General features: G+C 42.3%; 17 protein-coding genes. 7 read left to right on the top strand and 10 right to left on the bottom strand.

The window, feature by feature from the left end; genetic code table 11:
- Positions 1 to 202 precede the first annotated feature (202 nt).
- On the bottom strand, positions 203 to 2,461 hold the full coding sequence (locus BWD42_RS19190) for a beta-N-acetylhexosaminidase (protein WP_077438025.1): 2,259 nt from the start codon (positions 2,459 to 2,461) through the stop codon (positions 203 to 205).
- 150 nt (positions 2,462 to 2,611) lie between these two features.
- On the opposite strand from BWD42_RS19190, the gene lipA reads away from it, so the two are divergent.
- Positions 2,612 to 3,493: a lipoyl synthase gene (lipA, locus tag BWD42_RS19185; RefSeq protein ID WP_077438024.1), complete on the top strand. Its 882-nt coding sequence runs from the start codon at positions 2,612 to 2,614 to the stop codon at positions 3,491 to 3,493.
- Positions 3,494 to 3,678: 185 nt separating this feature from the next.
- Here lipA and BWD42_RS19180 read toward each other — a convergent pair whose 3' ends face one another.
- From BWD42_RS19180 to upp, 6 genes are all read right to left on the bottom strand, one after another.
- Positions 3,679 to 5,313, bottom strand: a complete 1,635-nt coding sequence (locus BWD42_RS19180) for an amidohydrolase (RefSeq protein ID WP_077438023.1) — start codon at positions 5,311 to 5,313, stop codon at positions 3,679 to 3,681.
- A 202-nt stretch (positions 5,314 to 5,515) separates the two neighbouring features.
- Positions 5,516 to 5,926, bottom strand: coding sequence for a BrxA/BrxB family bacilliredoxin (locus tag BWD42_RS19175; protein ID WP_077438022.1), 411 nt, complete (start codon positions 5,924 to 5,926; stop codon positions 5,516 to 5,518).
- Between the two features lie 146 nt (positions 5,927 to 6,072).
- Positions 6,073 to 6,636 carry an ATP-binding protein gene (locus BWD42_RS19170; RefSeq protein WP_262507845.1) on the bottom strand — a complete coding sequence of 188 codons (564 nt, stop codon included), beginning with the start codon at positions 6,634 to 6,636 and terminating at the stop codon, positions 6,073 to 6,075.
- A complete protein-coding gene (gene pnuC, locus BWD42_RS19165) occupies positions 6,629 to 7,231 on the bottom strand; it encodes a nicotinamide riboside transporter PnuC (protein WP_077438021.1) in 603 nt (200 codons plus the stop codon). Before pnuC ends, BWD42_RS19170 begins: the two co-directional genes overlap by 8 nt.
- A 50-nt stretch (positions 7,232 to 7,281) precedes the next feature.
- The gene (locus tag BWD42_RS19160) at positions 7,282 to 7,755 is read right to left on the bottom strand and encodes a ribonuclease H-like YkuK family protein (RefSeq protein ID WP_077438020.1); all 474 of its coding nucleotides are present in this window, start codon (positions 7,753 to 7,755) and stop codon (positions 7,282 to 7,284) included.
- 103 nt (positions 7,756 to 7,858) lie between these two features.
- Positions 7,859 to 8,506, bottom strand: a complete 648-nt coding sequence (gene upp, locus BWD42_RS19155) for a uracil phosphoribosyltransferase (RefSeq protein ID WP_077438019.1) — start codon at positions 8,504 to 8,506, stop codon at positions 7,859 to 7,861.
- A gap of 284 nt (positions 8,507 to 8,790) precedes the next feature.
- On the opposite strand from upp, the gene uvrB reads away from it, so the two are divergent.
- The 4 genes from uvrB to BWD42_RS19135 all read left to right on the top strand — a co-directional run bounded on the left by uvrB (position 8,791) and on the right by BWD42_RS19135 (position 13,772).
- Positions 8,791 to 10,824: an excinuclease ABC subunit UvrB gene (uvrB, locus tag BWD42_RS19150; protein WP_077438018.1), complete on the top strand. Its 2,034-nt coding sequence runs from the start codon at positions 8,791 to 8,793 to the stop codon at positions 10,822 to 10,824.
- A gap of 255 nt (positions 10,825 to 11,079) precedes the next feature.
- A complete protein-coding gene (gene proB / locus BWD42_RS19145) occupies positions 11,080 to 12,111 on the top strand; it encodes a glutamate 5-kinase (RefSeq protein ID WP_077438017.1) in 1,032 nt (343 codons plus the stop codon).
- A complete protein-coding gene (locus tag BWD42_RS19140; RefSeq protein WP_077438016.1) occupies positions 12,108 to 13,358 on the top strand; it encodes a glutamate-5-semialdehyde dehydrogenase in 1,251 nt (416 codons plus the stop codon). Before proB ends, BWD42_RS19140 begins: the two co-directional genes overlap by 4 nt.
- A gap of 9 nt (positions 13,359 to 13,367) precedes the next feature.
- Complete coding sequence (locus BWD42_RS19135; protein ID WP_077438015.1) at positions 13,368 to 13,772, top strand: hypothetical protein; 405 nt, start codon at positions 13,368 to 13,370, stop codon at positions 13,770 to 13,772.
- A gap of 58 nt (positions 13,773 to 13,830) precedes the next feature.
- On the opposite strand, the gene BWD42_RS19130 is transcribed toward BWD42_RS19135, so the two are convergent.
- Positions 13,831 to 14,967 carry an acyl-CoA dehydrogenase gene (locus BWD42_RS19130; protein WP_077438014.1) on the bottom strand — a complete coding sequence of 379 codons (1,137 nt, stop codon included), beginning with the start codon at positions 14,965 to 14,967 and terminating at the stop codon, positions 13,831 to 13,833.
- 285 nt (positions 14,968 to 15,252) lie between these two features.
- Here BWD42_RS19130 and BWD42_RS19125 point away from each other — a divergent pair, with 285 nt between their 5' ends.
- Positions 15,253 to 15,888, top strand: a complete 636-nt coding sequence (locus tag BWD42_RS19125) for a peroxiredoxin (protein WP_077438013.1) — start codon at positions 15,253 to 15,255, stop codon at positions 15,886 to 15,888.
- Positions 15,889 to 16,209: 321 nt separating this feature from the next.
- Here the strand turns inward: BWD42_RS19125 and BWD42_RS19120 are convergent, their stop codons facing one another.
- Entirely contained in the window at positions 16,210 to 17,316 is a 1,107-nt protein-coding gene (locus tag BWD42_RS19120; RefSeq protein ID WP_254846277.1) for a S1C family serine protease, read from the bottom strand.
- Between the two features lie 24 nt (positions 17,317 to 17,340).
- Complete coding sequence (locus BWD42_RS19115) at positions 17,341 to 17,913, bottom strand: RNA polymerase sigma factor (protein ID WP_077438011.1); 573 nt, start codon at positions 17,911 to 17,913, stop codon at positions 17,341 to 17,343.
- A gap of 289 nt (positions 17,914 to 18,202) precedes the next feature.
- On the opposite strand from BWD42_RS19115, the gene BWD42_RS19110 reads away from it, so the two are divergent.
- Positions 18,203 to 22,252 (top strand): glycoside hydrolase family 2 TIM barrel-domain containing protein, encoded by a 4,050-nt coding sequence (locus BWD42_RS19110; RefSeq protein WP_217700103.1) that lies wholly within the window; start codon positions 18,203 to 18,205, stop codon positions 22,250 to 22,252.
- Positions 22,253 to 22,406 lie beyond the last annotated feature (154 nt).

Genomic DNA, 22,406 nt, shown 5'->3' with positions numbered 1-22,406 from the left:
TAGCTCATGGGGAAGGGTCATTCCGACTGCTTTGTCGGAGTGCAAAGTTACATTTTAAATTTTGAAAATGAAGTATTTATTTTAAGAATATTTCAAAATAAAATCATCTTTGTTGGAAAAGTGGCTTTGGAAAATAGTAATAATAGTCGGAAAACGTAAGAAATAGATTTCCAACTATTATCGGAAATTGTTTATTATTCGGCTAATAAACAATAATTTCATCTGTAAATAAATATCCCTTTTTGGGGTTGCTAGCTTTGATTTTAATATAGCGCGCCTGTTGCGCTTTATCGAGTTTTAGCTCGAACCTTTTAAACGTTAATTTGGATTCTTTATCAGATATATCGTTTTTCACTTTTCCTATGGAACGGAATGTACGACCATTGTCAGAAACCAGAACCTCCATATCTCCAGGCATATAAACTCCGGGGCCTATCATTTGCATGAAATTCATGGCCACCTGATGGATTTCTTCTCTGCGTTCTAAATCAACGATAACATCAATCGGGCTTGTAAAGCCCTGCCATTGACCGTCATGGTAAGAGAGTCCGCCGGTTATTCCATTTGTTAAAGTTGAGTCTTTTTGTGCCGGATATCCTGACCATTGTGTATTGTAAGTTACTTTTTTTCCAATGGCACGATGAATATCGATATCAAATGATAATGTGGGACCTATTTTGATCGAATCTTGGAAATAGGCTGCATTGATATGTCCTGTTGAACTAAGTTCAAACGGTCCGGTATAAGGCGTAGATTGAATCGTAGGCTCACTGCTATCAATGGTATATCTAATCTGATCTGTATTCAGTTGCTCGGTTGTAAGCGTAATCCTATTGTTGTTTTTGATCGGATTATAAGATGCTGTATACGCTACATTGAATGAAGGACGATAATAGTTCAGATTCAGTTCCTGCAGTAGTTTGTAGTGTGATTGTATTCGACGTTGAAAGTCGGGCCAGCTTTTCGCCTCTTTAGTTGTCCAATTGACCTCAGATAGGGCCAAGGCGCGTGGAAATACCATATATTCGACATGCTCGGTCGTTGGCACATATTCTGTCCATATATTTGCTTGTGCTCCAAGGATGTGTTTGGCTTTATCCGCTTGTATTTCAGCTGGGATAGGATCGTAGGAATATACCTTATCAAGTGTAAGATAGCCTCCAATTGCTTCGGGTTGAGTCCTTGGATCTGTTTGATAGGAATCGAAATAAAGATGTGAACCTGGAGTCATAATGACATCGTGACCTGCATTTGCCGCTTTTATTCCGCCCTCTTCTCCGCGCCAACTCATCACTGTTGCGCCTTCGGTCAGTCCGCCCTGTAAAATTTCATCCCAACCAATAAGCTTCCGGCCCTTTGATTGCAAGTACAGATCCATTTGTTTAATGGCATAGCTTTGTAGCTCATCTACCGATTTTAAACCTTCCTTCTGCATCAGGGCCTGGTCTTTTGGACATTTTTCCCAATGTTTCTTTTCAGCTTCGTCACCACCTATGTGGATGTATTGGGAAGGGAATATGGTGAGGACCTCATCCAATACGTTTTTTAAGAATTCAAAAGTTTTTTCATTGCCAATGCAAAACTCGCTCTGGCTGTAGGGTTTATCGGAACATGAAAGTTCGGGATACACGGCTAACACTTCTTCTGAGTGTCCGGGCATTTCTATTTCGGGAATGACATTGATGCCTTTTTGGGCAGCATAATCTACGAGCTCTCGCGCTTCTTCCTGTGTATAGAAGCCGCCACTTGCATTCGGGGTTCCTTTTTCTACATACTGACGACCATTGTTCCACCAATCTTTCCAATGCGTATGTGTTCGCCAGGCGGCCTTTTGTGTTAATTCAGGATATTTTTTGATCTCCAACCGCCAACCGGCTCCATCTGTCAAGTGCCAATGAAAGTTATTGAACTTATAAATGGCCATGACGTCTATATATTTTTTTACGAAAGAAAGCGGCATAAAATGACGGGAAACGTCTAAATGAAGCCCGCGGTAGGAAAAACGAGGTTCATCAACGATTGTCGCAAATGCTATTTGGCTGGGGTCAGCTTGTAGGTAACCTAATTGAATCAAGGTATAAATCCCATTGATGATCTGTGGCGTATCCCAAGCTTTAAGCAAAAGACCTTTTTCGTCAATTTGAATCGAATAGGCATTTTTGTTGAGGTTGTCCGCATCAACAGCCTTTACAATACGAAAACCTTCTTTTGGTGCTTTTTTATTTTTCTTTAGCACTTCAAGGGTGAAACTTTTGATTGCAGGGTGTTCGGTAAGCAGTTGTGCCGTCGCCTGGAATTCATCTGAAATAATAACTGTGGGATGTGTAGGGATGGCATATAATCCTGTCGCTACAGTTACCTTGGATGGTTTGGGAATTAGATCAAAATTAGTTTGGGCCTGCACACCAAAAATGCAGGCTCCTCCAAGAAATAAGAAGGATAAAGATCGGCTCAGTCGCATAGTAAAGTCGTTAGATTAACAAATAATCAACACAAATATCCTAATTTTTGTTTCATTATTCTATTATTGCCGTCATTCGATAAGTATTTATGATATAAAACCAACAAATTGCCCAGTAGAAATTACATTTTTAATCCTTAACTTTGTTCTATGATTGAACTTCCAGTTATTCCGGCAACTCCTGCACAACGCAAGCCTGATTGGTTGCGTGTCAAATTGCCTGTTGGTAAAGAGTATAGACATGTCAGAAGTCTTGTAGATGAGCACAAATTACATACGATTTGTGAGAGTGGAAATTGCCCTAATATGGGGGAGTGTTGGGGGGCAGGAACAGCGACCTTCATGATATTGGGTAATATCTGTACACGTTCATGTTCGTTTTGTGCTGTAGCAACAGGCCGTCCTTTGGCTGTCGATTTGGATGAACCTAACAGGGTAGCTAACTCCGTGAAATTGATGCAGGTAAAACACTGTGTCATCACTTCTGTGGATCGTGATGATCTGAAAGATGGTGGTTCCACAATTTGGGCAGAAACAATAAATGCCATTCGTAGAGAGAGTCCTGAGACAACACTGGAAACGTTATTGCCGGATTTTAAAGGTCAATGGGATAATTTAGATCGTGTCATTGCTGTCCGTCCAGAAGTGGTCTCTCATAATCTGGAAACAGTTCGCCGTCTAACTAGAGAAGTACGTATCCAGGCGAAATATGATCGTTCTTTGGAATGTTTGCGTCGGATTTCCGAAGCAGGCCTTCGTACAAAATCAGGCATTATGCTTGGTCTCGGTGAAACGGAAGAAGACGTCATTGAAGCAATGCAAGACTTATATAATGTTGGTGTTCATATTTTGACGCTTGGACAATACTTACAGCCAACGAAAGCACATCATCCCGTTATCGAATTTATCACACCTGCTCAATTTGAAAAATATAAACAAATTGGTTTGGAAATGGGATTCAAATATGTTGAATCTGGACCTTTGGTTCGTTCATCTTACCATGCTGAAAAGCATTTGTTCGATATGCAATAATAGCGCGCTAAACGATTAGACTTCTTGGAAAAACAAAAGTTGTTTCCATGTTAACATATTAAAAAGCCTGCGTGATTATGTCATGCAGGCTTTTTTTTACAACTTAGATCTAAGTTTTTGTTGTTTCTTTTGAGATAAGCGAGGCAGTGATAATCAGCGTGGTGCTCAGCAGAAATAGCCAGTGCCTACCGGGTAAAAACAGTCTCTCCTGCAATCACTGTTCGTATTGTTTTTACTGCCCGCAGCTGCTCATTTGGTATTTTAAGGATGTCGTGCTCGAGGATAACAAAGTCTGCGTCTTTACCGGCTTCTATACTTCCCCTCTTTTTCTCCTGAAAGCAGGAGTATGCTGCCCAGATGGTCATCCCGCGCAACGCATCTTCGCGGCTAATCGCATCCTGCATTTGGAAGCCTTGATCTGGGTAACCTTTTTTATCAACACGGGCCACAGCTGCATGAAAGCCATACATGGGATTGAAATGTTCAACTGGGAAGTCACTCCCCAGAGCGAGTTTACCATATTCTTTCAAGAGATGCTTGTATGCATAGGCGCCTTTCATCCGTTCTTCTCCCAGCCGGTCCTTTGCCCAGTACATATCAGAGGTGGCGTGGGTAGGTTGTACAGAAGGAATAATCTGGAATTTCTTGAATTTATCGAAATCCAGCGGCGAGATAATCTGGGCATGTTCGATACGCCATCTGCGATCTGTATGTGGCTGCAGGTATTTGCCATAGATATCCAGTATAATTCGGTTGGCCGAATCACCGATCGCATGAGTATTTGCCTGAAAATTACTTGCCGCGATCGCTTTGATCATCTGTTCATATTCCGCAGGACTATGCAATAGAAAGCCATGGGTAGGTGCATCATGGTAATGGGCAAGGAGACAGGCTCCACGGGAACCTAAGGCCCCATCAGCCAGTAATTTGAATGATTTTATTTCCAGTCGGTCGGTTTCATAAAATCCCTGTGCTATTAATGAGGAAATATTCTGTGGATTGCCAAGGATCATGGCATAATCCCTAAATTTTAATGCGTCTTCTTTATAATATTTTTTTAACAGATCGAGTCTTTCTTTTGATAAACCTGCATCCACAATAGAAGTAAGGCCCACAGAAAGCAATGAGTCCTGGGTTCGCTTTAGCATTCTCAGGTATTCTTTTTCATTGGGTACAGGGATTGTTTTGTTGACCAGATCCATGGCATTGTCGATCAAAAGACCGTTAGGTGTATTATTGCTTCCACCAACAACGCCGCCATGGACGGTAGGAATACTTGTCAGTTTGGCCCATTCCAGTGCTTTGGAATTTACCACTGCGGCATGGTAATCTACCCGTATCAAATATACCGGTATATCTGGGAAGGCTTCATCCAACAGTTCTTTTGTGGGGAAGGATTTGTCTTTCCAGCGATTTTGATCCCAGCCACCGCCGATGAGCCAAGTTTTATGGGGATTTTTTTGTTGATAACTTTTGACTCGTTGAATCACTTCTTCGAAAGAATCGGCTCCATTGAGATCGACCTGATCCATTAGTTCGGCTTCATCAAATAGATGCGCGTGTGCATCGTAGAATCCGGGATAGATCGCTTTCCCCTCAGCGTCTATTTTTTCTGTGGCTTTATACTTTCGTTGAATCTCTTCATCTGAACCGATTGCGATAAATTTACCGTCCCTAATTGCAAATGCCTGTGCTGTGCTGAAGGCGGAATCTACGGTATATACCTGTGCATGATATACGATGAGGTCTACCTTCTCTTGCGGAGAACAGGCGATGAAAACTAAACATAAGAGCAAAGGGATAATTGGGAAATTTCTCATATCCTAAAAATAGAAAAAAATAGCTAGATGCAGCGGGAGTCAACCTAAAAATATAAACTGACTAAGGGCAGTGGCATACTACGACAGTATTTTGCTTGGGAGATCGGCGAGGGCGATTGTTAAATCTCGAAGCTGTCTGATAACAAAAAAGGCTATCCAAATAACTCGGAAAGCCTTTTAATTCAAAAATCAAAATACGTGATTAACAGTACTCGTCAAATGCAGCAACTAAATTGTCCGCAATCATTTGTGCCGGGCGACCTTCAATCATATGTCTTTCAATCATGTGTACCAATTTACCATCTTTGAATAAAGCCATTGCTGGAGAAGATGGAGGGTAAGGTAACATGTAGTTACGCGCTGTGTTAACAGCATCAGTTTCCATACCTGCGAAGACAGTAACTAATTTTGCAGGATGTTTTTCGTTTTTTACAGCGGCTTTTGCTGCAGGACGTGCGTTTGCTGCAGCACAGCCACAAACGGAGTTAACAACCACAAAAACTGTTCCTTCTGAAGCGATCGCGTTATCAACTGCTTCTGGTGTTTTTAATTCTTCGAATCCCGCATCAACTAACTCTTGACGCATTGGAGCTACTAAATATTCTGGATACATTATTTCTTAAGTAAAATGTTAATATTCTAATTTTAATGGTATAATGCTGCTACATGACATTTTAAACCATGTTGTTCGCTAGGCTAGCATCATACTTTACAGATACAAATATAGCTGTAAAAGGCTGCTTCGTCAAGGTGCTTGTCTCAAATCAATGTCAGAAAATCGTTAACAGCTGTTAAGCCATTTTCAAGTCGCTGTTTGCCCGCACCCGAGATGATCCGATATTGACCATTGATAGCGTTTAACTCTGTTTTCCAGACTTCCAAGAAATAATCTCGCTGCTCGGGGAAATCTCTGAGGGGATCGTCTTGCCAGGGCAGGTCGATATCCATCAGCAAGTAGAGGTCATACGGATGCTGTTGGATCTTGTCGGTGACCTCTTTCGGGGTATGCTTGAATAGATAATCAGACCAGATTTTCACGGTCATAAAAGTCGTGTCGCAAATCAGGATATTTTTCTTTGCCAAGGGGAGAAGGGCTTCTTCCAAAGCAAGCTGTCCATAAAACATGTTGACCTCATCCTGTAAGGTATATTTATTATTGAGGCTTTGGCAGTAGTAGCGCGAATATTCCGGTACGCAGACTGTTTGGAATTTTTCAGCCAGATATTTTGCCATGGTTGACTTGCCTGTAGATTCTGGACCTACAACAGCGATTTTTATTAACTCTTTTCCCACATCCTTTTTTTGATAGGCAATATTACGCAAAATTTTTATAGGTTTTTTGCCAGTCACGATAACCGTTCCACGCAATAATAGCAAATACGAGATAGAGCACGGCTGTTAGCATTAACTGTTTGTGTATATACAGAGGAATGTAGCAGATGTCGACGAAAACCCAGAGCAGCCAATTCTGAAGTACTTTTCTCGTCATGAGAAACTGGGCCACAAAGCTGACGGAGGTGCAGAATGCATCAATATAAGGTACATCGGAATTTGTTTCGCTGTCCAGGAGATATCCGATGGCTGCTGTCAAGCCGATAATGGCTAGTATACCCAGGAGGAGTTGATTTCTATTGGCCTTAACAATTGGTTTCTTATTTTCCTCCCTTCGCTTAAGCCAGTAATACCAGCCGTATATGGCTGTGGATAGAAAATAAAATTGCAATACGGTATCGCCGTAAAGCCTGGCATCATAAAAAAGAATGGCATAGGACAACACACTGATGATACTAATGGGCCAGTTCCATATGTTCTGCTTTGCCGCCAAATAAACACAAAGAAAGCCCGTCAGTGTGCCTAACCATTCAAGCCAAGGGGTTTGGGCAAATTGACGCGCAATCTGCTGAAAAAAATCTTGCATCTGGTGTATTAAAATTACACCTAAAGATACAAAGTCTGTCCAATAGTCAGCTACTGCACCTGTTTATTGGCACAGTTGGTACTTGCAAAAGACTCCGGTTTTGCCTTAAATACGAACCCCATACCCATAATATACCCCATGGCCTCTTTGAGGGCTACATTTGATTGAAAATTTGGATTGGTGTTGATGTCGGCGTGGACTTCGAGGTCTACTTTGTATTTTTCGAGGAGGGGGCAGAGTTGGTAGGCGATGTCGATGGATTTTTGGACTTCGAGCAGCATCCGTTCTTTAATACTCATTCGGTGATGCCTTTTGTCCCGTTGGATAAACATAAATCCACCTTTATGTTCCCGGAGAAAGACGATGACGGTGGCGAAGTCGATGATTCCCCTTTTGACCTGGGAATCGGTGCCGATATAAACCTTGAGCTTATTCCCGAGGGCATCTTCTCGTTTAATGACTTCTTCAACAGCATCGAAAATCGTGGAGCGAATGGATTCGCCATTGTATTTTTGCCATCTCATAGTGGTATAAATTAGATATAAAAAAATTAAACTTCATCATTGACATAAATTTACTGAATTTCAATGAAGTAAGCGTTAATTTAATTTTAAATAATTATCCACATTAATGGAGTTTTTCACCATAGGCTAGATCTCCGGCATCGCCAAGCCCCGGTACAATATATGCTTTTGTTGTCAGTTCATGGTCGACATCGCCCACCCAAATATGTGCTGTAGGAACGAAAGCCTTGACATGGTTTAATCCTTCTTCCGATGCGATTGCCGCAACGATATGCAATTCCTTGATTTCATATTCGGCTAGAAGATCTTTGCAGCATAAGACGAGGCTTTTTCCGGTTGCCAGCATCGGATCGACGATGATAACTGTTCTATTGTCTAAATTCGGTGTATTCACATATTCTTTATGAACCTCAAACTCACCACTTTTCTTGGTGTGCCGGTAGGCCGCGATAAAGGTGTTGTCGGCTTGGTCGAAGATATTTAACAGCCCTTGATGGAAGGGAAGTCCAGCCCTTAGGATGGTAGCCAATACTGGCTGTTCCATCAATAGGTGCGTTTTGGCAACACCAAGCGGGGTTTCGACTTCTACAGGTTTAAAAGCCATAGTTTTGCTGATCTCATAGGCAAATACTTCTCCGAGTCGTTCCAGATTCCGTCGGAAACGCATACGGTCCCGCTGAACCGTTACATCTCTCAATTCTGCAATAAAATGATTTGCAATGCTATTTTGGGTAGATAGAATAGTGACCATGGCGTGCTTGCTAGTTCTGTTAAAGCTAAAGATAGTAAATAATCAACTGAAAGTAATAACATCTTCGGCATAATTATAGTTTGATATAAAATGGTAAAAAAATTAGTAAATTTGTGTGTAGACCATCTGATATATGGCCCTAGACCATTGTTGCACAATCGCAACGTTAGTAGATTGCATCATGGAGTTTGTGTGACGGATTTTTTTAGCAGAAATGCAGTAACACACCTGCTATGATGTTTAGCGAAAGGTCGAAATAGTTTTCTTTAAGAAATAGGAATTGTATGAAATTTGAATTAACATCAGAGTATAGACCGACAGGTGATCAGCCAGAGGCAATCAAAGAATTGGTAGCAGGTGTGGAGCAGGGCGAGCAATATCAGACACTTCTGGGGGTTACGGGATCCGGTAAAACATTTACCGTAGCCAATGTAATTCAAGAAACACAAAAGCCAACACTGATATTGAGTCATAATAAAACATTGGCTGCACAGCTGTACGGTGAATTCAAACAGTTCTTCCCGAATAATTCGGTCAATTACTTTGTCTCTTATTATGATTATTATCAGCCTGAAGCATTTATAGCCTCCACAAATACCTATATAGAAAAGGATCTGGCGATCAACGAAGAAATCGAGAAACTGCGATTGGCGACGACTTCTGCATTGATGTCCGGACGACGGGATATTGTTGTGGTCTCTTCGGTATCCTGTATTTATGGTATGGGAAATCCAGAAGATTTCTCACGGTCAATTTTTCGTTTTGGCGTAGGGATGACAATTACGCGAAATGCTTTTTTACATAAATTGGTTGAAATTCTCTATTCCAGAACAACAACAGAGTTTAAGCGCGGTACATTTCGTGTTAAAGGAGATACCGTAGACGTATATCCGGCTTACCTGGATTTTGCGATCCGCATTTCATTTTTTGGCGATGAGATTGATGAATTGAGTGAGATCGATCCCGTATCTGGTAAGACCTTGAACAAAATGGAAGATCTGGCGCTTTTTCCTGCGAACCTTTTCGTTACACCGAAAGAGAAATTTAAGGAATCGATCTGGGCTATACAGGATGAATTGATGCAGCGTAAGGGGCAATTGGAGGAGGAGGGGCTTATGCTGGAAGCCAAACGTTTGGAAGAGCGGGTGAACTATGATCTGGAAATGATGCGCGAATTGGGCTATTGTTCCGGGATAGAAAATTATTCCCGATTCTTTGATGGCAGAAAGCCGGGTATGCGCCCTTTCTGTTTACTCGATTATTTTCCGGAAGACTACCTGCTTGTTATTGATGAAAGCCATGTTACCTTGCCTCAATTACGGGCCATGTATGGTGGTGACCGTTCACGTAAGGTATCTTTAGTGGAACATGGCTTTCGATTGCCGGCAGCGTTGGACAATAGACCGTTGAATTTTCCGGAGTTTGAATCCTTGACCAATCAGACTATTTATGTTTCGGCGACTCCTGGAGATTATGAACTGCAGCAGACAGAAGGTGTTGTTGTTGAGCAGGTCATCCGTCCGACGGGTTTATTGGATCCGGTTATTGAAGTGCGTCCAGCCATCAATCAGGTGGATGACTTTTTGGAAGAGGTCGACAAGACTATTAAGGAAGGCGGTCGTGTCCTAGCGACGACGCTGACCAAACGGATGGCTGAAGAGTTATCCAAATACATGACCAAACTGAATCTGAAAGTACGTTATATACATTCGGAAATTAAAACCTTGGAACGGGTGGAGATTTTACGCGGATTACGTTTGGGAGAGTTCGATATTTTAGTGGGAGTAAATTTGCTTCGGGAGGGATTGGATCTGCCTGAAGTTACCCTTGTGGCTATACTTGATGCCGATAAGGAAGGATTTTTACGTTCGGAGCGCTCGCTGATCCAAACTATCGGACGTGCTGCCCGGAATGATAAAGGACGGGTCATTATGTACGCTGATAAAATGACGGATAGTATGCGTGTAACAATAGACGAGACGAACCGACGCCGCGAGAAGCAGATGAATTATAACCTTGAGCATGGTATTACACCACGCACGGTTGGTAAGACCCGGGAAGAAATTCTGGAACAGACCTCTGTTGCTGATTTTTCAGGGGTTGAGCAGAAGATTTATGTTGAGCCTGATCCTACACAGGCTATTGCAGCTGATCCGGTCATGCAGTACCTCAGCGAGAAAGACCTGAAGAAAGCGATTGATAATGTCCGTAAGAAAATGGATAAAGCGGCAAAAGAAATGGATTTCTTGGAAGCAGCAAAATATCGTGATGAAATGTTCTCGTTGGAAAAGCTGTACGATGAACGTTTTTCATCGTAACTGACCGCTGAGCTGATTTATAAATGGGATTGTATCAAAATTGGTTTTGTCGGCTGATTTTCAACCGAATTGTTGAGACTTTACTCAATAAGATAAAAGGACCGCATTTTGCTTTTTCTTTTTGCGAAGACTTTTACTCAGATAAAATCAGCTGGCATTTTATTGCTCGATATTGTTCAAATGTTAACATATTTTGCAAAAATTGAATTCTTCTCAGTAAATTAGAGCTTTAATCTAAACTAAAGCATACTTACGATGAAAAAGCCTATTCTCGTTGTCAAATTTGGATCGGCTTCTATTACCACGAAAGAGGGAGAAGTTGATGAACGTATTGTTTTGGAGATTGCCAGACAGATTGCCGCCTTGCAGAAGAAGTACAATATTGTCCTGGTGTCTTCAGGGGCTGTTGCTGCCGGCAAGCGTTTTCTCCCCAGTTATACAGGTACGCTGTCTGAACGGAAGGCAGCTGCTGCTATCGGAAATCCGATATTGATTAATACGTATTCCACCTATTTCAGGCCTTTTAAGATTTCCTTGGCACAAAGCCTATGTGAAAGGCATCACTTCTCTAACCGGGATCAGTTCCTCCAGCTAAAGAATACTTATGAGGAACTATGGCGTAGTAATGTGATCCCAATTGCGAATGAGAATGACGTGGTGAGTAATAAAGAACTGAAGTTTTCTGATAACGATGAACTGGCCACACTGATCGCAGTTGGGTTTGGGGCTGAAAAATTGCTGTTTAGTACTTCAGTTCCTGGAGTATTGGATGCAAATAATAAAATTATAGAGACTATTGAAGCCATTGACAGGAATATTCTGGGATTGGCAAGAAAGGATAAATCTGCAGTGGGATTAGGGGGGATGACCTCAAAACTGAACTTTGCGCGTCTTGCCAATCAGATGGGAATTGAAGTAGTTATTTTTAGCATGCAGACCGAAGATGCAATCACAAAAGCCATTAAACACGAGACAGGTACTTTGTGTTTGCCTGAGCGTAAAAAGATCTCTTCGCGAAAAAAATGGCTGGCCAGTGGAAGCTTAATTAAGGGCGAATTGATGATTGATCGTGGCGCTGAGGAAGCTCTGTTAAAACATAAAAGCTTACTGGCTGTCGGGGTAACCCGTATTGTTGAGCATTTTGAGAAAGGGGAGGTACTGAATATCGTGAACCTCGAAGGTCTAACCGTTGCCGTTGCCCGGGCAAAAACGGATTCATCTTTGTTATCCCAGTCCAGTAAAAAGAATTTAGAAATTGCGCATGCAAATGATATCGTATTGTTATGAGTGAATCAATAATTGAACAGCTGAAGGCAGCTACCAAGGCGAAACAATTCTTGCAAGAATTTGCTCCTGACGCGAAAAAAGCAACTTTAAAGGCAATCGCTGCGGCACTTGTTAAAGAAGAGGCGCTCATCCTGCAGGCTAATAAAATAGATTTGGATCGTATGGATGATGAAGATCCTAAAAAAGACCGTCTTCTGTTGAACAGCGATCGTTTGCGCGCACTATCAGAAAGCGTAAGCCAGATTGCTGATCTACCGGATCCGACCGATCAGCTGTTGCTGAAGAAGGTGCTGCCAAATGGACTGGAAATAGAGAAAATAACTGTTCCCCTTGGTGTTGTTGGCGTTATCTATGAATCCAGGCCAAATGTCACGATAGATGTTGCAGCGCTCTGTATCCAATCTGGCAATGTTTGTTTGTTGCGGGGAGGTTCTGATGCGTGCTATACAAATGAGGCCTTGCTGATGGTTATTCATGCTATTCTGGAGGAGCAGGGAATACCGAAAGACATTGTGCAATTGTTGCCGGTCGATCGCAAACATGTGTCCGAATTACTGGAAGCGACCAAGTATGTAGATATTATTATTCCACGTGGTTCACAGTCCCTGATCGATTTTGTTCGGGCAAATGCAAAAGTTCCGGTGATCGAAACAGGTGCGGGGGTATGTCATACCTATGTGGATCAAACGGCTGATCTCGACATGGCAGCACGTATTGTGGCCAACGCGAAGATCTCCCGACCATCGGTCTGTAATTCTTTAGATACGGTCATCGTGGATGAGGCGGTGGCACCGGATTTTTTAAATAAATTAGCACCCTATCTCGAAAATGCCGCGGTAGAAGTATTTGCGGATCCGCTGGCATTTGAGCTATTGACGCAGCAACGATTTTCAAATTTAGTGGCCGCTGAAGAGGCAGATTTTGGAAGAGAATTTCTAGATTTGAAATGTTCGATAAAAACAGTCAACGGTTTGGACGAAGCACTGGAACATATCGAAAAGTATTCATCAAAACATTCGGAATGTATTGTATCTTCGAACGAAGGGACTATCGAACGATTTTTGAATGCAGTAGATGCAGCCGCGGTATATGCGAATGCCTCCACCCGTTTTACGGATGGCGGGGAATTTGGATTGGGAGCGGAAATAGGTATTTCGACACAGAAACTTCATGCGCGCGGACCCTTTGCATTGGAAAAGCTGGTAACGGAAAAATGGATTGTCCGGGGTAATGGACAGATTCGGTAAAAATAGACAATGGGAATAAGTTTTAAAAAAGATTTAATGGTACGTTGGGTCGAAGACATTGGAAAATTTCTTCGTATCTGGATTGACGGTTATGATGCTTTTGCCGAACCGACGGATCCGTCGGTATTTGCTGATGCCTATCAGAAGTTTTTTGAAAGAGATCGGATTTTTTATTTGGGTCTCTCGGAAGACGAACTCGCAACTTACGCAAAAGAACAGTTGCAGGTTCAGCAGCTGCATCCACTGGCATTGACCTTGCTCTTTGATGGGTTGAATACAGGAGCGGAAGAACAGCAGAATTTATTGCGAAAAGCAAAGTTCATGTTAAATTTGGCAATGGCTGAAACGGCGAGTTTTTCTTTTCAGGATTATCAGTACCTTGCAATGATCGATAATAAATTGAATACTCCATAAAAAACCTGTCCGCTCATAAAGCGGACAGGTTTTTTATTTAAGCTAGGCTATCAATAGTCTAGCGTAGGATTTCCCTTGCGATGACCAAACGTTGTATCTCCGATGTTCCTTCGTAAATTTGGGTGATCTTCGCATCACGCATAAGCCTTTCCACATGATATTCTTTTACATAGCCGTAACCCCCGTGTACCTGTACAGCTTCGACCGTATGTTTCATGGCTACCTCAGAAGCATGCAGTTTGGCCATTGCAGCTTCTTTTCCATAGGGTAGGCCTTGGTCTTTGGTCCACGCAGCCTTATAGGTTAGCAAGCGGGCTGTTTCGATATCGACTTCCATATCGGCCAGTTTAAATTGGATGGCCTGATGTTCTGAAATAGGTTTACCAAAAGTCTTGCGTTCCTTGGCATAGGCAAGCGCAAGATTATATGCACCTGCTGCGATGCCCAAGGCCTGCGCCGCGATGCCTATGCGCCCACCATCGAGGGTTTTCATGGCAAATTTAAATCCAAATCCATCTTCACCGATGCGATTCTCTTTGGGCACTTTGACGTCTGAAAACAGCAGGGAATGGGTATCCGAACTGCGGATCCCTAATTTATTTTCCTTTGGTCCTATAGTGAATCCCAGTAAGCCCTTTTCCACAATCAACACATTGATACCTTTATGACCTTTTTCTGGATGCGTCTGTGCGATGACAAGGTAGATGTCCGCATGACCACCGTTTGTAATCCAATTTTTAGTGCCATTCAACAGATAATGGTCGCCTTTGTCTTCGGCAATTGTATGTTGCGAGGAGGCGTCCGATCCCGCCTCAGGCTCCGAAAGCGCAAATGCGCCCAGTTTCTCTCCCTTGGCGAGCGGAACGAGGTACTTTTGCTTTTGCTCCTCGGTTCCATAAGCATTGAGTCCATAAAGCACTAATGAATTATGGGCAGAAACAATAACGGCTGCGGATGCATCAATCTTGGCGATCTCTTCTAATACAAGCACATAGGCTAAGGTATCCATGCCGGCGCCGCCGTAGGCTTCAGGCGTCATGATTCCCATAAAGCCCAGTTCGGCCATTTGTTTGACAAAATCGGTAGGGAATTGGGCCTCCTCATCCCGTTGTATGACACCTGCTTTCAGTTCCTGGGCAAACTCCCGTGCCGCATCACGGATCATTTTATGCTCTTCGCTTAATTCAAAGTTCATGATATCTCAATTTTTATGGTCTATAACTTATCATAACTGTAACTCTTTACAAATCACCACGAAGCAAAAATGTTTTTAAAATCGCAGTAGGAGCGCTAATTTCAATCATTTGTTGAGGAAATAGTTCGCTTATACTCAAATATACTAAATATATGTTATGCTCGCATAGTATTTTAACTTTGTTTTTCATCTGAATCTAAAAAAATAGGGAATTATTTGTTTGCTAAATTTAATCTACTATATTTGTAGAGTATGTAGTTTTGAACATATTTAAAAGATAAGATTATGAGTTTAAGATTAGGAGACGAAGCGCCAAATTTTAAAGCGCAAACGACTATTGGTGAAATTGATTTTCACGATTATATTAAAGACAGCTGGGTGGTGTTTTTTTCACATCCTTCTGATTATACACCTGTATGTACAACAGAGCTAGGCCGCACGGCGAAATTGAAATCTGAATTTGACAAAAGAGGAGTTAAAGCGATCGCGTTGAGTGTAGATAATGTAAACGATCATTTGAACTGGATCAAGGATATCAATGAAACGCAACAAACGGAAGTGAATTTTCCGGTTATAGCCGATGAAGATCGCCATATTTCCGAGCTTTATGATATGATTCATCCAAATGCTTCGCTGACGGCAACTGTACGTTCGGTGTTCATTATCGGCCCGGATAAAAAGATAAAGTTGACATTGACATATCCTGCATCTACAGGACGTAATTTTGATGAAATCTTACGTGTAATCGATTCACTGCAGCTCACCGCTGATTATCAGGTCGCAACACCAGCTGACTGGAAACATGGTGAAGACGTCATTGTTGTCCCTGCAATCAAAACGGAAGATATCCCAGCAAAATTTCCGAAAGGATTTAAGGAAATCAAGCCTTATTTAAGAACAACTCCACAGCCTAATTTATAATCAATTAGGTGAAATTCTTATAAAAAGAGGGAGCGTCCTGTAAGAAAGGATGCTCCCTCTTTGATTTTGTCCAGGTCCTCCAGCAGCTCTTTCGAGTGCCCATCGCAGGGAATCTCCTTCTTTGGATAGTTTCTTTTGTTATTGGATAGTTTCTTTTATTAGATCCTATGTCATAGGAACTGTGAACCTTAAATTGGAGCTAGGGGAACAAGTCATTATTTGCATCGAAATCACTGGGCTGGAGGTGAATATTGCCCTGGCAAAAAAAGAAAAGGCGATACTTAAGTACCGCCTTTTCTATAAACATTAAAGATCGAAGTCTTAGTAGACTTTAACCATATAAATATAGTCTTGTAATTTTTTGATCTGTTCGGTTCTCGGTAAACCTGCCAATGTATTCTTCCGGTTAATTTTTACACCTGCGGTTAACGAATCACTAGGGATATCTGCAAGCGCATTCATGATTGACTTGGTTTTGATGGCAAAAGCAGCACCATCTATTCCTCGCTGTTTACCGGAGATAATACCGATCACATTACCTCTGCTATCCAATACAGGACCACCGCTGTTGCCGGGATTGACCGGAACAGATATCTGATAGGCAATGGTGTCACCGGCATAACCTGTCGACGAGCTTAAGTATCCTTGGCCATATACTGCTTCATCACGCGGGAAGCCGATAGTGTAGATATCTTCTCCTAAATCCGAAGTAGAGGTTTTGAAGGTATAAGGCAAGCTTTTAGCCTTTTTAAAGTTTTTATCGGCGATATATAGAATTGCTAAATCTTTGCTGGCATCGCTGTGAACGACCTGTGCTTTGTAAGATTCTCCTTTGCTGTTTTGCAGGTAAATGGAGTCAGCACCACTGACCACGTGATAATTGGTCACCACATAACCATCCGTTGTCAACATAAAGCCGGTTGCACCAAATTGGCTTTCGCTACTTTTAACCGATTTTTTATCGTTGATATCTTTTATGGCGGCGTTATGTGCGTTGACGTTCTTTTTGACATTGTTCATGTCGCGACGCAAGGCACTGTAATCCGATGAGGCCTTCTCTAGGTTGCTATAATAACCACTCAGCCATAAGGTGCCAAATACCGCAAATACTGCCACAACTGCAGCTACCAATGAGCTGGCTTTGATCCGTTCCCAAAGTGATATAACGGTGGATTGTTTTATCGGAACCACTTTAGTGGCTGTACCTTGGGATTTATGATATTCCTTGGCTGAGTTGGCCAATACTTTTTTGAAGTCAAGCCTTTGGCTAGTTTCCTTCATATTGGCAACAAAGTCGCTGTGTTGTTGTAATTGGGCAGCATAAGACGGGTTTTCAGCACAAAAAGCTTCGAACGCTGCTTTTTCTGCTGCAGATAACTCTCCGCGCAGATATTGGTCAGCCAATTCGAAAAATTCTTTTTGATTCATTGTTCCCATGGTGTTACTCAAATGTTAATCTGTTGAAAAAAATATTTTTTTCAGCCTTTGCAGGCATTTATATTTTTGAGTCTTGGCGTTATCTGTATTGGTATAACCAAATTTCTCACAGATGTCCTGCATCGAGTGGTTCAAGATATAGAAGTCATGTAAGATTGTCTTACAAGGTTCCCCCATTTTCTCTAGCGCAAGTTCCATTTGATCAAACTTCTTCTCAAGCTCTTGATGCTGTTGTAAGTCTTCTTCCTCGAATAAGGAGTCCTCATAACCGCTAATGTCACTATTGTTAAAACCAGTACGATTGAGTTGTTTTAGCCAAAGCCTTCGGCAAATCGAGTAAAGATATGTTTTGAGTTTGCTGCTGAGTTCAAAGTCGCCTTTGGCAACTTTATCATAGAGCACAATCACAGCCTCTTGAAAGATATCCTTTGCTTCATCCTCACTTCCATTGTTTTGCAGTATCATATGACTTATGGATGGATAGTATCGTTTATAGATACTGTCTATCGCCAAGCTATTGCCTTTTTTAAGGCCTTCAATGATCTGCTCATCATTTTCTAGCAGGACTGATTTACTGAATTTACTCACCTATTAATACCTTAATGCCTAAATTGTAACCCTTTGAAAAATGAAAATCTTCAAAATATTTTCAAACGTAAACTTTTATTTGTTTAATGCGAAATCTAAGCCCAAAAATACTGCTTATTCCCTGAAACCGAAAGCATTTGTTTTTGCGCCTACATTCGGATACGCTTAGAATCCACAATTGTTTTTCCATGTATCGAAAAAGTTTCGCAATCGAGTGCTTTAATAATCTGCTTGTTATTCCTCTAAAATGAAGTTACATTTGGTTTCCTGAACTAAAATGCTTAAATACATGATGTTAAGAAAATCCGTTATTTTTTCAACCTTACTGGCCTCGTTGCTGTCCCTGCATTCGACCTCAATCATAGGGCAGACTTCCACGGCTCCTATTGCAGGATTTCAGTATGGAGATATGTTATCGCCAAAAGGAAACGAATGGGAATCACCGCAATTGCTCTCACTGAATAAGGAATTGCCACATGCTTCGTTCTTCTCCTTTTCAAACGTTGAAACTGCGAGAAAAGTACTTCCCGAGCATAGTAACTTTTGGCGCTCACTCAACGGTTCCTGGAAGTTCCATTGGGTAAAAACGCCCGAAGAACGGCCAAAAGAATTTTACGAGCCCAACTATGATGTCACGACTTGGGAGACTGTGCCCGTTCCAATGAGCTGGAATATCTTCGGTATTCAGAAGGATGGCAGTTTAAAATATGGTGTGCCTATCTATACCAATCAGCGCGTGATTTTTCAGCATCAGGTGAAGGTTGATGACTGGCGCGGTGGGGTGATGCGCACACCTCCACAAGATTGGACGACTTATGTATACCGCAATGAAGTCGGATCATACCGTCGTAATTTTACGGTCCCCAAAGATTGGGATGGACGTGAGGTATTTCTCAATTTTGACGGAGTAGATTCATTTTTCTACCTTTGGGTGAATGGGAAATATGTCGGTTTTTCAAAAAATTCAAGAAACCTCGCTTCATTTAATATCTCCGCTTTCTTAAAAAAAGACGGGGAGAACGTTTTGGCCGTAGAAGTCTACCGCAGCTCGGACGCTTCATTCCTGGAAGCCCAGGATATGTTTCGCCTGCCGGGAATATTTCGCGATGTCTCCCTGACATCAACGCCCAAAGTCCAAATTCGTGACCTTGCAGCAATTCCAACATTGGATGAGCGTTATGAAGATGGCGCATTGAAAATTACTGGTACTGTCCGCAATTTAAGCAATAAGAAAGCCAATGGGTATAAGCTTGTTTATTCGTTATATAAGAACAAACTGTATAGCGATGAAAATACGCTGGTTGATCAGGCTGAGGTGTCAGCCCTTGTTCCTGAATTGGAGGTAAAGGGATCCAATAGCACGGAAGCCTTATTAACGGTCAAGAATCCAGACAAATGGTCGGCTGAACTTCCTTATCGGTACACCCTGGTGGCGGAATTAAAGGATAAGAAAAATAAAACTGTTGAAACAGTCTCTACCTATGTCGGATTTCGAAAGGTTGAAATTAAAGATACCAAAGCCTCTGAGGATGAATTTGGTCTTGCTGGACGTTATTACTACGTCAACGGTAAAACAGTGAAGCTGAAAGGAGTGAACCGTCATGAGACAAATCCTCAACACGGAAAGGTGGTTACGCGGGAGCAGATGGAAGCTGAAGTAAAACTGATGAAAAGCGCCAACATCAATCACGTCCGCAACTCACACTATCCAGAGCCACCGTACTGGTATTACCTCTGTGACAAATACGGCATCTACCTTGAGGACGAGGCTAATATTGAGAGTCATCAATACTATTATGGAAAGGAATCACTCTCTCATGTTCCGGAATGGAAAAATGCCCATGTAGCGCGGAATATCGAAATGGTGCATGCCACCATCAACCACCCTTCTATTGTGATCTGGTCACTTGGGAATGAGGCCGGTCCCGGAGATAATTTTGTGGCAGCTTATGATGCGATCAAAAAAATTGATACCTCCAGGCCTGTGCAATACGAACGCAATAATGCGATCGTGGATATGGGCTCAAATCAATATCCTTCGATTGACTGGGTCAGAGGGGCGGTCAAGGGAACCTATAAATTAAAATATCCTTTTCATATCTCTGAATACTCACACTCCATGGGTAATGCCGTCGGTAATTTAATTGATTATTGGGAAGCCATAGAGTCGACGAATTTCTTTATGGGGGGCGCAATCTGGGATTGGATTGACCAGGCTATGTATTATTATGATAAGAAAACCGGCGAACGGTTTTTAGCTTATGGCGGTGATTTTGGAGACAAGCCCAATGACGGTACATTTGTCAACAATGGATTGATCTTCGCCGATATGAAACCCAAACCTCAATACTATGAGGTTAAAAAAGTCTATCAAAATGTAGCCGTTAAGGCCATCGATATGACGCAGGGAAAAATTGAGCTATTCAATAAAAACTATTTTAAAGATCTGAGTGATTATCAGGTTCAATGGTCACTGTTCAAAGATGGGGTTGTTGTTTCCGGAAGCGGTGGTACAATAGCTGCTGCTGATCTTCCCGATGCCCGAAAGAGAAAACAAGTTGTCCTGCCTATTGAATATGGTAAATTGGATGCAGGATCGGAATATTTTGTAAAAGTTCAGTTTTTGCTTAAGACAGATAAGCCATGGGCGAATAAGGGCTTTGTTCAGATGGAAGAGCAACTGTTTGTTAAAGCAGCAGAAAATAAACCGTTGATTTCGGCTGTTGCCAAAGGGAAAAATCCAGTTTTATTCAAAGAAGGTGAGCTGCAGATCGTTAAAGGAGATCAGTTTCTCGCGAAATTTGATAATAATACCGGATCAATCTACAGCTTAACATATGCAGGTAAGCAAATTATACGCGATGGGGAAGGGCCTAAACTGGATGCATTGCGTGCGCCCGTCGATAACGATAACTGGGCTTACCAGCAATGGTTTGAAAAGGGCTTACACAACTTAAAGCACAAAGTACTGTCGTCCAATAGCTATACCAAGAAAGACGGGACTGTCGTTTTGGCATTTACAATTGAGTCACAGGCTCCCTACGGTGCTTCCTTGTTAGGAGGAACATCAGGAACCTATACACTCAAAGAGCATAAGGATAAACCATTTGGCAAGGATGATTTCAAATTTACCAGCAATCAGATCTGGACGATTTACCAAGATGGCTCGATTGAATTATCATCCAGCATTACTTCCAACAACGCATCTGTTGTACTGGCCAGGTTGGGGTATTCCTTGCAATTGCCAGGTGAGTTTGGCAACTATACGTATTATGGACGTGGTCCGATCAATAATTATGCAGATCGTAAGACGGCGCAATTTATAGAACTGCATAAAAGCACTGTAAGAGATCAATTCGTAGCTTGGCCCAATCCGCAGAATATGAGTAATAACGAGGATGTCCGCTGGACATCCCTGACGAATAAGGAGGGACAGGGGGTAATCTTTATTGCGAAGGAACATCTTGCGACATCTGCGCTGGAATACAGTGAGCTGGAATTGACCTTTGCACCGCACCCGTATCAATTGCCAAAGAGCTCCGGCGTGCATGTGCATCTTGACGCTGCGGTCACCGGACTCGGGGGCAACAGTTGTGGACAGGGACCCCCATTGGAAAAAGATCGTGTGAAAGCCGCACCAACGTCAATAGGATTTATTATCCGCCCTGTACAGCAAAATGATTATCTGGCTAAAGCAGGGGTGGCTACAGCTGGTGATGCACCCATTTCATTCGCCAGAAGTTCCACAGGTGAGGTAGCTGTGCTTTCCGGAAATAAAGCAGAGACTGTACTGTACACGGTGAACAATGGAAAGGCAAATACCTACAAGAACCCTTTTGATCTGCGTCAAGGGGGAACAATAACGGCCTGGTACCAGGGGAATGAAAAACTAAAAGTGACACAGCAGTACAGCAAGATCGAGACGGTTCCGATGGACGTCGTCTTTGCTTCCAGCCAGGAGACCGGAGAAGGTGATGCCAAGAACCTGTTGGATGGCGATCCTACCTCAATCTGGCATACGATGTATTCAGTTACTGTCGCTCAATATCCGCATTGGGTTGATTTTGATGCCGCGAGTGTCAAGACGATCAAAGGTTTTACATTTTTGCCGAGAGCGGATGGCGCAAATGGCGATATCAAAGATTATAAAATTCAGATAAGTAAAGACGGTAAAAACTGGGAAGAGGTGATGTCGGGTACATTCGAGCGAAACAAGAAACTCAAAACCGTTCGCTTTGAGAAACCTGTCAAGGGACGTTATATCCGCTTTACGGCATTGAGCTCGCAGCGTGGCGATGATTTCGCTTCGGGAGCAGAATTTGCTGTTATTGCCGAGTAAAAAACAGGCTAAAAGCGATCAGAGCCAGCACCCTGTACACAGGAGTGCTGGCTTTTTTATTTTAGGAGTATGTGCCGCTAAGGAACTGAAACATGTCGAGGGCTCACGATATCCTAGTGGCGGATTTTGTAAAAAGTTGGACCTAAAGGTGTTA

The sequence above is a fragment of the Sphingobacterium sp. CZ-UAM genome (assembly GCF_002000245.1).
GTDB lineage: Bacteria > Bacteroidota > Bacteroidia > Sphingobacteriales > Sphingobacteriaceae > Sphingobacterium.
The sequence above is the reverse complement of the archived record's forward strand: the minus strand, read 5'-3'. Positions and strand labels throughout refer to the sequence as shown.

Excerpts from the sequence above, each read along its gene's own strand:
- BWD42_RS19180 (WP_077438023.1), bottom strand. The coding sequence starts at position 5,313 with ATGAGAAATTTCCCAATTATCCCTTTGCTCTTATGTTTAGTTTTCATC.
- BWD42_RS19175 (WP_077438022.1), bottom strand. The coding sequence starts at position 5,926 with ATGTATCCAGAATATTTAGTAGCTCCAATGCGTCAAGAGTTAGTTGAT.
- BWD42_RS19140 (WP_077438016.1), top strand. The coding sequence starts at position 12,108 with ATGAGTGAATCAATAATTGAACAGCTGAAGGCAGCTACCAAGGCGAAA.
- BWD42_RS19135 (WP_077438015.1), top strand. The coding sequence starts at position 13,368 with ATGGGAATAAGTTTTAAAAAAGATTTAATGGTACGTTGGGTCGAAGAC.
- upp (WP_077438019.1), bottom strand. The coding sequence starts at position 8,506 with ATGGTCACTATTCTATCTACCCAAAATAGCATTGCAAATCATTTTATT.
- BWD42_RS19125 (WP_077438013.1), top strand. The coding sequence starts at position 15,253 with ATGAGTTTAAGATTAGGAGACGAAGCGCCAAATTTTAAAGCGCAAACG.
- proB (WP_077438017.1), top strand. The coding sequence starts at position 11,080 with ATGAAAAAGCCTATTCTCGTTGTCAAATTTGGATCGGCTTCTATTACC.
- lipA (WP_077438024.1), top strand. The coding sequence starts at position 2,612 with ATGATTGAACTTCCAGTTATTCCGGCAACTCCTGCACAACGCAAGCCT.
- BWD42_RS19160 (WP_077438020.1), bottom strand. The coding sequence starts at position 7,755 with ATGAGATGGCAAAAATACAATGGCGAATCCATTCGCTCCACGATTTTC.
- BWD42_RS19190 (WP_077438025.1), bottom strand. The coding sequence starts at position 2,461 with ATGCGACTGAGCCGATCTTTATCCTTCTTATTTCTTGGAGGAGCCTGC.
- BWD42_RS19110 (WP_217700103.1), top strand. The coding sequence starts at position 18,203 with ATGATGTTAAGAAAATCCGTTATTTTTTCAACCTTACTGGCCTCGTTG.
- uvrB (WP_077438018.1), top strand. The coding sequence starts at position 8,791 with ATGAAATTTGAATTAACATCAGAGTATAGACCGACAGGTGATCAGCCA.
- BWD42_RS19130 (WP_077438014.1), bottom strand. The coding sequence starts at position 14,967 with ATGAACTTTGAATTAAGCGAAGAGCATAAAATGATCCGTGATGCGGCA.
- pnuC (WP_077438021.1), bottom strand. The coding sequence starts at position 7,231 with ATGCAAGATTTTTTTCAGCAGATTGCGCGTCAATTTGCCCAAACCCCT.
- BWD42_RS19120 (WP_254846277.1), bottom strand. The coding sequence starts at position 17,316 with ATGAATCAAAAAGAATTTTTCGAATTGGCTGACCAATATCTGCGCGGA.